Source organism: Sinorhizobium sp. NG07B (assembly GCF_002532005.1).
Taxonomy (GTDB): Bacteria; Pseudomonadota; Alphaproteobacteria; order Rhizobiales; family Rhizobiaceae; genus Sinorhizobium; species Sinorhizobium fredii_C.
Window position 1 is genome coordinate 18,897 of record NZ_NWTD01000022.1, and the last position, 12,327, is coordinate 31,223.

General features: G+C 59.2%; 12 protein-coding genes and 1 pseudogene. 12 read left to right on the forward strand and 1 reads right to left on the reverse strand.

Translation table 11 applies throughout. The features are described from left to right. The first annotated feature begins 6 nt into the window (after positions 1 to 6). From CO664_RS28850 to CO664_RS28890, 9 genes are all read left to right on the forward strand, one after another. On the forward strand, positions 7 to 2,463 hold the full coding sequence (locus CO664_RS28850; RefSeq protein ID WP_097540670.1) for a conjugal transfer protein TrbE: 2,457 nt from the start codon (positions 7 to 9) through the stop codon (positions 2,461 to 2,463). Next, positions 2,435 to 3,238, forward strand: a complete 804-nt coding sequence (gene trbJ / locus CO664_RS28855; protein ID WP_097540671.1) for a P-type conjugative transfer protein TrbJ — start codon at positions 2,435 to 2,437, stop codon at positions 3,236 to 3,238. Before CO664_RS28850 ends, trbJ begins: the two co-directional genes overlap by 29 nt. Further along, positions 3,235 to 3,435 (forward strand): entry exclusion protein TrbK, encoded by a 201-nt coding sequence (gene trbK, locus CO664_RS28860; protein ID WP_097540672.1) that lies wholly within the window; start codon positions 3,235 to 3,237, stop codon positions 3,433 to 3,435. The genes trbJ and trbK overlap by 4 nt, the downstream gene beginning before the upstream one ends. Beyond that, positions 3,429 to 4,604: a P-type conjugative transfer protein TrbL gene (trbL, locus tag CO664_RS28865; RefSeq protein ID WP_097540673.1), complete on the forward strand. Its 1,176-nt coding sequence runs from the start codon at positions 3,429 to 3,431 to the stop codon at positions 4,602 to 4,604. Before trbK ends, trbL begins: the two co-directional genes overlap by 7 nt. A 23-nt stretch (positions 4,605 to 4,627) precedes the next feature. Next, positions 4,628 to 5,290, forward strand: a complete 663-nt coding sequence (locus CO664_RS28870; RefSeq protein ID WP_097540674.1) for a conjugal transfer protein TrbF — start codon at positions 4,628 to 4,630, stop codon at positions 5,288 to 5,290. A 17-nt stretch (positions 5,291 to 5,307) separates the two neighbouring features. Further along, positions 5,308 to 6,120 (forward strand): P-type conjugative transfer protein TrbG, encoded by an 813-nt coding sequence (gene trbG, locus CO664_RS28875; RefSeq protein ID WP_097540675.1) that lies wholly within the window; start codon positions 5,308 to 5,310, stop codon positions 6,118 to 6,120. Positions 6,121 to 6,122: 2 nt separating this feature from the next. Continuing rightward, positions 6,123 to 6,560 carry a conjugal transfer protein TrbH gene (gene trbH / locus CO664_RS28880; RefSeq protein ID WP_097540683.1) on the forward strand — a complete coding sequence of 146 codons (438 nt, stop codon included), beginning with the start codon at positions 6,123 to 6,125 and terminating at the stop codon, positions 6,558 to 6,560. A 12-nt stretch (positions 6,561 to 6,572) separates the two neighbouring features. Further along, on the forward strand, positions 6,573 to 7,907 hold the full coding sequence (trbI, locus tag CO664_RS28885) for an IncP-type conjugal transfer protein TrbI (RefSeq protein WP_097540676.1): 1,335 nt from the start codon (positions 6,573 to 6,575) through the stop codon (positions 7,905 to 7,907). 169 nt (positions 7,908 to 8,076) lie between these two features. Continuing rightward, on the forward strand, positions 8,077 to 8,781 hold the full coding sequence (locus tag CO664_RS28890; RefSeq protein ID WP_097540677.1) for an autoinducer binding domain-containing protein: 705 nt from the start codon (positions 8,077 to 8,079) through the stop codon (positions 8,779 to 8,781). 3 nt (positions 8,782 to 8,784) lie between these two features. Here CO664_RS28890 and CO664_RS28895 read toward each other — a convergent pair whose 3' ends face one another. Then, positions 8,785 to 9,108 (reverse strand): transcriptional repressor TraM, encoded by a 324-nt coding sequence (locus tag CO664_RS28895; RefSeq protein ID WP_097540678.1) that lies wholly within the window; start codon positions 9,106 to 9,108, stop codon positions 8,785 to 8,787. 207 nt (positions 9,109 to 9,315) lie between these two features. Between CO664_RS28895 and CO664_RS28900 the strand changes: the two genes are divergently transcribed. The 3 genes and pseudogenes from CO664_RS28900 to CO664_RS28910 all read left to right on the forward strand — a co-directional run bounded on the left by CO664_RS28900 (position 9,316) and on the right by CO664_RS28910 (position 11,764). After that, entirely contained in the window at positions 9,316 to 9,528 is a 213-nt protein-coding gene (locus CO664_RS28900; protein ID WP_018097600.1) for a helix-turn-helix transcriptional regulator, read from the forward strand. 433 nt (positions 9,529 to 9,961) lie between these two features. Next, positions 9,962 to 10,718 (forward strand): annotated as a pseudogene (locus tag CO664_RS28905) (DUF1612 domain-containing protein). Between the two features lie 308 nt (positions 10,719 to 11,026). Then, positions 11,027 to 11,764 carry a hypothetical protein gene (locus CO664_RS28910; protein ID WP_097540679.1) on the forward strand — a complete coding sequence of 246 codons (738 nt, stop codon included), beginning with the start codon at positions 11,027 to 11,029 and terminating at the stop codon, positions 11,762 to 11,764. Positions 11,765 to 12,327: the final 563 nt, after the last annotated feature.

The following is a 12,327-nucleotide window of genomic DNA, read 5'->3' on the forward strand; positions in this document are numbered from 1 at the left end:
GCGGTGGTGGTCGCTTTGAAACGCTTCCGGGCCACAGGCCCTTCCTTCGCCGATCTCGTTCCTTACGCCGGCCTCGTCGACAATGGCGTTCTCCTGCTCAAGGACGGGAGTCTAATGGCCGGCTGGTATTTTGCCGGCCCGGATTCTGAAAGTGCGACCGCCCTCGAACGCAACGAGCTGTCGCGGCAGATCAATGCGATCCTGTCGCGGCTTGGGAGCGGCTGGATGATTCAGGTCGAAGCCATCCGCATTCCGACGATCGATTACCCATCAGAAAATCGCTGCCATTTCCCCGATCCGGTCACACGTGCGATCGACGCCGAGCGCCGGACGCATTTTGCGCGTGAACAGGGGCATTTTGAGAGCAAACACGCGCTGATACTGACCCACCGTCCGCTGGAGTCCACGAAGACCGCGCTCAGCAAATACATCTACTCCGACGAGGAAAGCCGCAAGAAATCCTACGCGGACACCGTGCTCTTCATGTTCAAGAACGCCGTTCGCGAGATCGAGCAGTATTTGGCGAACACACTCTCGACCCGACGGATGGAAACGCGCGAGGTCAGCGAAAGGGGAGGGACGCGGCTTGCCCGGTATGATGAGCTGCTGCAGTTCATTCGCTTCTGCGTGACCGGCGAGAACCATCCGATCCGGCTGCCGGACGTCCCCATGTATCTGGATTGGATCGCGACAGCCGAGTTCGAGCACGGCCTGACGCCGAAGATCGAGAACCGGTTTCTCGGCGTCGTCGCGATTGACGGTTTGCCGGCAGAAAGCTGGCCCGGGATCCTCAACAGTCTCGACCTGATGCCGCACACCTATCGGTGGTCATCGCGATTCATCTTTCTCGACGCGGAAGAAGCCCGCCAGACGCTTGAACGCACACGCAAGAAGTGGCAGCAGAAGGTTCGGCCGTTTTTCGACCAGTTGTTCCAGACAGAGAGCCGGTCGGTCGACCAGGACGCCGTGACCATGGTGGCCGAGACCGAGGACGCGATCGCACAGGCCTCGTCGCAGCTGGTCGCTTACGGCTACTACACGCCAGTCATCGTGCTCTTCGATGAAGATAGCGAGGCGCTTCAGGAAAAGGCGGAGTCGATACGCCGGCTGATCCAGGCGGAAGGTTTTGGAGCACGGATCGAGACGCTCAATGCCACCGACGCCTACCTCGGCAGCCTGCCCGGCAATTGGTACTGCAATATCCGCGAACCGCTGATCAACACCAGCAATCTTGCCGATCTTATTCCGCTGAACTCGGTCTGGTCTGGCAATCCGGTCGCGCCATGCCCCTACTATCCGGCGAATTCACCCCCATTGATCCAGGTTACGAGCGGTTCAACACCGTTCCGCCTCAACCTGCATGTTGGCGACGTCGGCCATACCCTGGTCTTCGGTCCAACCGGGTCGGGCAAGTCGACGCTACTGGCGCTGATCGCAGCGCAGTTTCGGCGTTACGACGGGGCCCAGATCTTCGCCTTCGACAAGGGCAATTCACTTCTGCCGTTGACGCTGGCTGTCGACGGTGACCACTACGAGATCGGCGGCGAGAACGAAGGAGAGGGGAGGGTGCTCGCCTTCTGCCCGCTCTCCGATCTGGACAGCGACGCAGACCGCGCTTGGGCGGCGGAATGGATCGAGATGCTGGTCGCGCTGCAAGGCGTGCGCGTTACGCCCGATCAACGCAATGCCATCTCCCGGCAAATCGGATTGATGGCAAGCGCTCCGGGACGATCGCTATCAGATTTCCTCAGCGGCGTTCAGATGCGCGAGATCAAGGATGCGCTGCACCACTACACAGTCGACGGGCCAATGGGTCAGTTGCTCGACGCCGAGCAGGACGGCCTCTCACTCGGTTTGTTTCAGACTTTCGAGATCGAGCGTCTCATGAACATGGGTGAACGCAATCTTGTGCCGGTGCTCACCTGCCTCTTCCATCGCATCGAAAAGCGCCTCGAGGGCTCGCCAAGCCTGATCATCCTCGACGAAGCCTGGCTGATGCTCGGTCATCCCGTGTTTCGAGCCAAGATCCGCGAGTGGCTGAAGGTGCTGCGCAAGGCGAACTGCGCTGTGGTCCTTGCAACCCAATCCATTTCGGATGCGGAGCGCTCCGGCATCATCGACGTGCTGAAGGAATCGTGCCCCACGAAGATCTGCCTCCCGAACGGCGCTGCCCGCGAGCCGGGAACGCGGGAGTTCTATGAGCGGTTGGGTTTCAACGATCGTCAGATCGAGATCGTCGCCGGCGCGACCCCCAAACGCGAATACTACGTTGCCACCCCGGAAGGTAGACGGCTCTTCGACATGGCGCTGGGTCCAGTGGCGCTGAGCTTTGTCGGCGCTTCCGGAAAGGACAACCTGAAGCGTGTCCGCGCGCTGAAATCCGAACATGGCCGCGAATGGCCGATCCATTGGCTGAAGACGCGAGGAGTTCACGATGCCGAATGGTTGCTCAACTTGGACTAACCTGCTCGCCGGCCTGCTCGCCGCCGCGGCGACCATTGCCGCAGCCCTCCCAGTGCAAGCCGGCACGGCGACAGGTGCCGCCACCGAATGGACCCAGGTGCTCAACAACGGCGAACTGATTTCGCTCGTCGGGCAATCCGGCGAGCAAATCCAGAACCAGCTCACGCAGATCAGCCAACTTGCCCAGCAGATCGAAACGCAGCTGAACATCTATGAAAACCTGCTCCAAAACACGGCCACGCTGCCGTACCATATCTGGGGTGATGTCGAGCGCGATCTCAATCAGCTCCGCAGCATCGTCGACCAGGGTCAGAGCATTTCGTTTTCGATGGCGAATGCCGACGACCTGCTTCAGCAACGGTTTGAGAGCTATGCCAACCTCAAGACCGATCTGCCGAATGCAGCGAGCTTCTCGTCCACGTACGAAACATGGTCGGATACCAACCGCGACACCATCGGCAGCACGCTAAAGGCGGCAAGCCTCACGGCCGATCAATTCGACAGCGAGGAAAGCACGATGTCGTCGTTGCGATCGATGTCCGAAACGGCGGACGGCCAGATGAGGGCCTTGCAGGTCGGGCACCAGATCGCTGCTCAACAAGTCGCGCAGATCCAGAAGCTTCGTGGCCTCGTTTCCCAGCAGATGACCATGATGGGCACCTGGCTGCAAGCTGAACAGACCGACAAGGATCTGGCCCAAGCTCGGCGTGAAGAGTTCTTCAACGCCGAGGTCAAGAGCATTCCCGAAGGTCAAAAGATGGAGCCCCGCTGGTGAACCGCGCTATCCTCATCGCCCTTTTGCTCGTGATCCTGTCTCTTGCGATGGCGGCGATCGCGCGGATTGTCAATTCCAGAGACAGCAGCAAACTTGGCCTTACGGACGAGCAGCGCTCTGCCGGGCAGACGTTCTTCGGCTCCGGCAGCGGGTTGCCTCCCGTTAAAGATGGTCAGGAGCTGCGTCCGAGATGGTGAATGTAACTTTCACGCGTTTGCACCTGATCACGGGGCTCTTTTGCGTCGCATGTGCGGTTCCGGCTTTCGCACAGGAGGGACAGGTTCTCACCGAGCTGGAAAATCAGGTCTCGTCCGCAGCGAGGGGGTGGGAAAGCACCATCATGGATGCGGCGAGATCGCTTTTCTGGATTCTCGCCGCAATCGAGATCGGTATTGCGGCCGTCTGGCTCGCAATCCAGGCGGCTGCGCTTGATAGCTGGTTTGCCGAGCTGGTCAGGCGGATCATGTTTGTCGGCTTCTTCGCGTTTGTTCTCGATAACGGTCCGACATTCGCCCGAGCCGTCGTCAACAGCCTTTTCCAGATCGGAGCCGGCGGCGGTTCAGCCTCGCCCGCGGAAGTGTTTGACGCCGGCATACGGGTCGCCTCGCAAATGTCGCAACAGGCGCAGTTCGGTGTGTTCGAAGACAATGCGCTGGCGATCGCTGCAGTGTTGGCGATGAGCGTTGTCGTCATCTGCTTCTCGCTTGTGGCAGCGATTTTCGTGTCGGTGATGGTCGAGATGTATGTCGGCCTGCTCGCGGGCATGATCATGCTCGGATTGGGCGGTACGTCATTCACGAAAGACTTTGCCGTTCGCTATCTCGTCTATGCCTTTGGCGTCGGCATGAAGCTCATGGCTCTGGTGATGATCGCCAGGATCGGATCGAACGTCCTGCTTGGCTTAGCCCAGGCTCCCACGGCGACGTCGGATCAGTTCGTCACGACCCTGGCCATCGCCGGTATTTCCGTCGTGGTCTTCATCATCGCCATGTACGTTCCAGGGATCATCCAGGGCGTCGTCCAGGGCGCGTCCGTCTCCGGGGGGATGGAAGCGATCCGCCATGGTGGCCAGGCGACGTCCTTTGTTGCTGGGGCCGGGTTCCTCGCAGCGGGTGCGGCAGGGGCGGGGTTTGCGGCGGCGCAAGCCGCCAGAGCCGCGGGTTCCTCAGCCATGGGGTCCGCCTTCAGAGGCGTCGGCGCGGGCATCGGTTCGGCCGGCAAGGCTGCGGGATCGGCGGCGAAGGAGAAGGCGATCGGCTCGCCGGGTGCCTATGCTGGCTCGCTCCTCGGGCTCGCGAATGCCAAGCTCGACGAGAGTCGCAGCGGGCACAGCGCTCCAAAGCGACCTCCCGAACGCAACGACTAACAGCATAAGGAAAGGATGGATCGATGGCAGCGAACCGCGCCCCCGAGAACCCGTATCTCGCCGCGCGCCAGGAATGGTCGGAACGATACGGCTCTTATGTCAAAGCGGCCGCAGCCTGGCGTCTTGTCGGGATCCTTGGCCTCTCAATGGCCGTGATCGGCTTCAGCTACGCGATGTACCTAAGCACGCAGGTCACACTCGTGCCCTATATCGTCGAGGTCGACAAGCTCGGGACGTCGGTAACAGCCGGCTTCCCGGAGCAGATCGAGTATGCCGATGCTCGAGTGGTGCGCGCGACGCTCGGCAACTTCGTAAGCAGCTTCCGCTCGATCACGCCGGACGCCGTGGTGCAAAAGCAACACATCGACCGGACCTATGCGCTTCTCAGGACTGCAGATCCGTCCACGGAGAAGATCAACGCCTGGTTCCGCGGCAACTCGCCATTCGAGAAGGCGAAAACGTCCACAGTCGCCATCGAGGTCAACAACATCGTGGCTCTCTCAAACCAGACCTATCAGATCGACTGGACCGAATACGAGCGCGACCGCACGGGAAAGGAAACCGGCACGCGCCGGTTTCGGGGCATCGCAACGGTTACGCTGACAACGCCGCAGGACGAGGCAACGATCCGCCTCAATCCGATCGGGCTTTATGTCCGGGATTTCGACTGGACGGCACAGCTTTAAGGGCGGGGATATTTCCGATGCACAAAACAGGATTGATCGCAGCCGCCGGCTGCATGGCCGGGCTCGTTTTCGTAGATTGCGCCCACGCGCAGAGCATGACCACGAATGAGATGAAGGGAACGAACATTTCCAGGAAGTGGCGGGGAACGCCAGGCCTCGTTACCACCGGCCCCGATGGAAAGGTCATCTTCCTCTTCGGCCAGACCCAACCCTCCGTCGTCTGCTCGCCGCTACAGGTCTGCGACATCGAACTGCAGGGCGGCGAGATCGTTCGAGACGTTCTCGTCGGCGATACCGTTCGTTGGAAGGTCGAGCCGGCGACCTCGGGGGCGACCGGCGGGCAGGCAATCCACCTGATCGTGAAACCCTCTGAACCGGGGCTTGTGACGTCTATGGTGGTCACGACCTCCCGGCGCACCTATCACATTCAGCTGAAGTCCCATCCGAGCCAGTATATGGCCCGAATCGGTTTCGAGTATCCCGAGGATGTCTCCACCAAGCTCGCGGACATCAATGCCCGTCTGGAGGCAGGCGGCATTCCCGGACCGGCGCCCGACAAGCTCAACTTCTTTTATTCGGTGAGCGGCGTCGCATCCTGGAAGCCGAAGCGGGTCTATTCGGATGGCGTCAAAACCTACATCCAGTTCCCGAAGTCGATTTCCGGCCAGGATGCACCGGTTCTTTTCGTCGTTTCCGGCGGGCAGAACCGCATCGTCAACTATCGGATGAAGAACGACATGATGATCGTCGACTACGCGGTCGACAAGGCGATCCTCGTTTCCGGCGTTGGCTGGCGGCAGCAGAAGATCACGATTCGGCGGGGAGGATGATCGTGCGAAAACTGCAGCTCACCCTCATCGCTGCCACACTTCTTTCCGGCTGCCAGACGGCCGACAAGGCACTGACCGCCGGTGCCGCTCCGGTCTCTCTTTCCGGACCAACTGCAAGCGCCATTGCCGGCGACATGGCAAGTCGGCTTGCCGAACAGATCGGCCCTGCCGGCACGACGACGATCAGGATGGAGAATGACAGTTCGGAATTTGCAACTGCGCTCGAGGCTGCCCTGAAGGGCTGGGGATACACCGTCATCATCGACGGGAAGACCGCAAAGGACGTCCAGCCGGTAGACCTTGCCTGTGCGATCGACGGGATCGACGGCCAGGTTCTTGCTCGACTGACGACACCCTCGATCGTACTCGGCCGCGCCTATACGCCGACAGCGGCCGGCGCCACCCCGGCGAGCCCGCTCTCGATCATGCAGCGCAACTGAGGGGAGGAGATTATGGTGCAATCGCTCCAGCTCGGCGCGTCCAATCCGGCGGATAATCAGAAGGGTATCCGCCGCCTCAATCGCCTGCCAATCGTTTTCGCCATCGTCCTCGTGGTGCTGTTCTGCGGCATCGTCGTGATCGGCCTGTCATGGCGCGGTCTTTCCTTCAACCGTGGCAACGAAATCGACAGCGCCTCTAACACGCCGGCGACGACCTTCGGCGACCAGCTCAAACGCGGGGTCACCGACGGCATCATCGACGAACCGCCTGAACGCGAGGCGTTTCAGCCGTCGCCTCTCGTCGAGCAGAAAATCGATAAGGAGGAGCCGGTCGTAGAGCCCCGCTCGGTCGAGCGCGAAGAACGGCGGCCAAGAATAGAAACCGAGGAGGAATGGAGGGCGCGTATGAAACGAGAGCAGGACGAACAATATATGCGTGAAGCTCAGCGCCAGCGAATGGCTCGCCTCCAGGCGCGTGCAACCGCTCTCGACTCGCCGCTGACGGTGGATATCTCCGAGGCTGAGAAGGCGTCGGCAGATGCCACCGACGGCGGCCGCCGCAACACGGGCACAACCGCGAACAGCGCCCTCGATCGATATGCCGCAGCCATGAAATCGGGGTTGGTGGGACAGAGCGTCGATCCGAACGCCCAGAGCTCGAAGGAGGACTTCTTCAATCAGGATATCAAGGATCTCGGTTATTTGCCGGACCAGGTCGTGCCGCAGATGTCGCCTTATGAGCTGAAGCGCGGCTCAGTCATTCCGGCGACATTGATCACAGGCCTCAACTCTGATCTGCCGGGCCGGATTACTGCGCAGGTCAGCCAGAACGTCTACGACAGCGGCACAGGCTATCGGCTGCTTATCCCGCAGGGTACGAAACTCTTCGGGCGCTACGATTCGAAGATCTCCTTCGGCCAGGAGCGGGTCCTTGTCGTATGGACCGACCTTATCTTTCCGGACGGATCGACGCTGGAGCTCGGCGGCATGGCCGGCACTGACGCGGAAGGCTACGGTGGGTTTAAAGACGGGGTAGATCGCCATCTCTGGCGGACATTTGGTTCGGCCGCATTGATCGCACTGATCGGGACCGGAATCGATATGTCCATGCCCGAAAGCTCGACATTGGCGTCTCAAGATACTCCGTCGGACGCGGCACGGCGGAATTTCGCGCAGAGCTTCGGTCGCGTGGCTGAAGATACGATCTCGAAGAACTTGAGTATTCAGCCGACGATCCGCATACGCCCCGGCTACAAGTTCAATGTGCTAGTGGATCAAGACATTGTTTTTCCTTCAGCCTACAACGCCGCTAGACGGGTAGAGGGCGGCTCATTGTTCATTCGTTAGCATCGCGTCGAGCCACACCGCGACAAAAGTATTACATTGCTTTCTCGTGTTTTAGATCGACATTGGGTTGAATGTGCGTCGGCTCTGGACAACCGGTCTGATCAACGCTTTGCAACAGACACGACGAGGTGGAAGGCTCGTCGAACAACAAGAGGGTAGGAGAACATCAGTGGACGAAGACTTTCGCTCCCTAATCGACATGGCGGAAGCCGCGCACGATGAACGTATGATCAAGAACGCGGTCAAAAACTTCGCGCAGGCATGCGGATTCGAGCGATTCGCTTATCTGCAAACCGAAGGCCTCGAAGTCCGGACTTTCAGTTCCTATCCAAAGCCATGGCAGGACGTTTATCTCAACAGTCACTACGTTCGCATCGACCCCGTCGTCACGGAGGCCAAGCGCCGTATGGACGTGTTTGCCTGGACAGCGGACGACTGGCCGGATCGCGGCTCTTCCGAGCTCCGACGGTTTCGCGACCAAGCTGTCGAGCATGGCATCTATAGCGGGGTGACAATTCCGGTCGAGGGTAGCTTCGGCTCGAAGATGATGCTGACCCTGGCGTCATCGGAGCGGAAGGCTGATATTTCGAAACTTCGAGACGGTCGAAAGGCGCTTCAGGCGGTCATGACCATTCATTACCGCCTGAAGATCATCGGCGCCACGAAGCTCGTCGCGCCTAAGCGGATACTTTCCCCAAGGGAAGCCATGTGCCTGATGTGGGCGATAAAGGGGAGGAGCGCGGGGGACACCGCCAAGCTGACGGGCATCAAAGAGAGGACGGTGCAGCACTATCTGGACAGCGCGCGACGAAAGTTCGACGCCAAGACGGTTGCCCAGCTTGTTGCGATTGTCAAAGACCGCGGACTGATCTGAGCGTCAGTCCTCATCCTCCGGGGGAACATCAGGGACATACCCGAGAGCCTCGATGATTTCAGAGAGTTCTTCCTGCTGGGCTTGCGACTTTTTCTGCCGAGCCAAATGTTCGTCCTGCAGGCTCTCCAGAACGGCGCTCGAGACGGAGGGATCAGCGCTGGCGCGGAGCCATTCTTGATAGACAGCTTCATCAGCGTTGAGAAGACGCCGGTGCTGGAGGATTGCAGAAACCGCCAAGTCCGCCAGTTCTTCTTTCTTCAGTGAGCTGTAGCGAGATCCTCCCTCTGTGGTTTCCTCGGCTTTCCCGGAGGCGTTACACTCGGCCATCCGCTTGTCTTCAACTTTCATTTCGCCACCCACTCACAGGAACACTACTGTGCGCAATATATCGTTTGCGCCGTGACTGCACGGTCTGAATCGCCAGCTCATCCAACTTAAAAGTAATGCGCGGCGGCTCAACCAATAACACGTGCGGAAACGAATCGGAACTATCGTTCCTGGAACGATTCTTCCTATTTCAGTTCCGCTCACGTCATGGATCTCAAGGAGGTCATGGCGATCAACCTGCGTCGGATACGTCATGGCAAACACCTCACGCAGGAAGAACTGGCAGACCTCACGGGGCTGAGCGCGCGCTATATCGGAAAAATTGAGCGCGCTGATGCTTCAGCAAGCGTCACCGTTCTCGGTCAGATCGCAGACGCTTTGGGTGTTGACCCAGCCGCGCTCGTGACGAAATCCGGCTGACTTGGGCGAGGCGAGTAGATCTTTTTTGCAATCGGCGGACATTCCCCTCGGATCGGCCATCGTCAGTTGCAGGTCTATCCGCCGATATTGCCGATGTCGGTCGTGGCATCCCCTGGGTGGGCGTCGCATTTTTAGTCTATTTGGGAGGGCAAGCTTGCTTAATATCGCCGTCCATCTAAACCTTTGTTGCGGAACCGCGTAGATTTGCAGAAGCTCGGTGTTCAGATGTATCGATGTATCCCAAATAAGTCGCCACATTTAAGAATAGAAGCATGTATAACATCCCGCCTGGAGCCGAAGATATACACGGCCTAACCCTGATATCGATACTTGATACCTATAGATAGTAAGAAAGTCACCCACCGACCATATGCAGTGAGCAACCCTAACTTTCTAATAGCGTTCCTTTAACGAAACATTTGCCATCATTTCAATGGTTTACAATCTCACTCACTTGCCCATCCAGACCCTGCTGCGGCCGGTTTCCGACGCCAGCATCGCGCTTGCCCGTCTCGACGAGCGCATCGCCCGTTCAGCGGTCGGAGATGGCTTTCTCGAACGCATGCACTTCACCGATGCCTGCGCCTCGCTGTGGATCGACGGCGAGCTCGTCCACCTTGAGGACCTGGTGCTGCATGACGCCGGCCATGACATCCGGGCGCCGACCCATGAACTGACGATTGCCCGCGACGTGCTGCGCAGCCGCCGGCGCATCGTCGCGCAGCCGCCCGGCTGGGCGCCCGCCGGTGCTGCAGGCGATCGTTGCCCTCGATGCTTGGAACGAACTGGCCGTGCTGCAGCACGCGCCCTGGCTCGGCCGGCTGCTTGCCGCCTCGATCCTGCGCCAGGCCGGCATCATCACCGCGGCGTATCTTGCCGCCCTCAATCTCGGCCTGAAATCCATCCCCGTCGATCGCCGCCGCCATCGCGATCGTGAGACCCGGCTGTTGGCCATCGCTCACGGTATGATCGCGGCCGCCGAGCTCGGCCTGAAGGAACACGATCGGCTGGCGCTGGCGCGGCAGATGATCGAGCGAAAACTCACCGGCCGTCGCACATCGTCAAAACTACCGGAACTGATCGATCTGGTCATGGCAAAACCGCCGGTGTCCGCCGGCATGGTCGTGAAGACGCTCGAGGTCACGCCGCAGGCGGCGCGGCGGATTGTTTTGGAGCTCGGGCTCAGATAGATGACGGGCAGGGGGAGGTTTCGGGCGTGGGGTATACTGTGAGTGCGTTACCACGTTCAGGCCGTGGGGGTTCGAATATTGCCACTCCGACCAGCCGAAAACCCCGCACGGCGGGGTTCTTTCTTTCATGGCTTTGGAGACAGAAATTCCACCATTGGGATTACCATAGGATTGGGGTGGAAGGCGATGGCGGCCGAGGGAACGCGTGCAGCCCAATACATGCCGACGATCGTTGGTAGACGCGGCTTCAAGTTGCAAAGCGCTCAAATTCGACGTTTATAGGTCAACGATCAATCGTAGAGGATTAGATGTTCGAGAGAATTCCCGTCACCTTTCTGAGCCACGCCGCAGCGATCCTCGCAGACTCCAATTCCGGAATGTCCGGCAATAACATTGTCACGGCTTTCAATGCTTATGCCTTGGACTTCGACAAAAACATTCCTCATGCGACGTACCCGTACGACGCGCCCAACAAGCGGACAGCGTTCCTCGCAAACCTCCAGGCTTTCGAACCCAAACAGCAGTATAAGATCATCAAAGAGCTTTGCGATCACCGTTCTTTCGGCTTTCAGAAGAGGGAGGAGCGCAAGGCTCTGAAGCTTCAGCTTGCTACCAAATACCACCAGTTCGCCGAACTCGGTGAAACCGAGATAAACGAGACCCTGATCGAGGAGACGCGGCACTGGTTGCAAGATTATCCCGATTCTCTCTCGCTGTTTAACCAGGCCCTTCAGAAGTACGATGGCGGCGTATTCAACAGGAATGTTCTGGATGACATCCGGTTGTCGCTCGAGAAGCTGCTCAGGAAAATAACCGGCGTCGACAAGTCGCTTGAGCATCAGGTGAAGCCAGTAGGGGGCTTCATCAAAGATAAGGGCGGTTCGAAAGAGCTTGCTAACATGTTCATGAAGTTGCTCGACTACTACGGCAACTACCAAAACGAATATGTGAAGCACGACGATGCCGTTATCGAGGAGGAAATCGAAATCATCTTCGAGATCACCGCCTCGTTCATGAAGCATCTGGTGCGATTGCAGTCGGCCTAAGCTAGCCGTTCGGAGCTGTCCAGCTCCATAGCGGTCGTCAACTCGTTGAACAATCGCGGCCGAAACACAACGTCAGGCAAGTCGACTCTGACGTCGCGAGATCGACCGAAACCCGGCAGCTGCCCTGAGAGTGGCCGACGAAGTGGAAAGCATCCATAATGCTGAAGGGCCAAGACCGCGCGGCGTAGTGGTCTCAGCCAGCGGTCATGACCGCCGTCCGTCGTCCGCAGTGCGTATTTAGGCCGCGCCGCCCAGCTAAGGTCGAAAGGTCGGGTGACCACCGCGCGAGTGTGCATATATAGAAGGTCCTCCGACACGAAGGTGAATCAATGCTGGGCGGCATCACGAAGCGCATCTACGGCGCGGAAAACACCGGCTTCGGAATCGGTGAGATCGTGGTTGACTTGACAGAGGCGAAGACATCTCTCGAACCCTAGCGATCGCCCCGTCTCTTTATCCATAAACGCTCGACGTCACGCCGCAGGGTACCCATCCGGTGACGGCCGCCTTGCTGAGGCAGGCTGAAGGCTGCAAGTCCTAGTGCAAACACTAGGAGTAGTCCT

Excerpts from the sequence above, each read along its gene's own strand:
- trbJ (WP_097540671.1), top strand. The coding sequence starts at position 2,435 with ATGCCGAATGGTTGCTCAACTTGGACTAACCTGCTCGCCGGCCTGCTC.
- trbL (WP_097540673.1), top strand. The coding sequence starts at position 3,429 with ATGGTGAATGTAACTTTCACGCGTTTGCACCTGATCACGGGGCTCTTT.
- CO664_RS28870 (WP_097540674.1), top strand. The coding sequence starts at position 4,628 with ATGGCAGCGAACCGCGCCCCCGAGAACCCGTATCTCGCCGCGCGCCAG.
- trbG (WP_097540675.1), top strand. The coding sequence starts at position 5,308 with ATGCACAAAACAGGATTGATCGCAGCCGCCGGCTGCATGGCCGGGCTC.
- trbI (WP_097540676.1), top strand. The coding sequence starts at position 6,573 with ATGGTGCAATCGCTCCAGCTCGGCGCGTCCAATCCGGCGGATAATCAG.
- CO664_RS28895 (WP_097540678.1), bottom strand. The coding sequence starts at position 9,108 with ATGGCCGAGTGTAACGCCTCCGGGAAAGCCGAGGAAACCACAGAGGGA.
- CO664_RS28900 (WP_018097600.1), top strand. The coding sequence starts at position 9,316 with ATGGATCTCAAGGAGGTCATGGCGATCAACCTGCGTCGGATACGTCAT.
- CO664_RS28910 (WP_097540679.1), top strand. The coding sequence starts at position 11,027 with ATGTTCGAGAGAATTCCCGTCACCTTTCTGAGCCACGCCGCAGCGATC.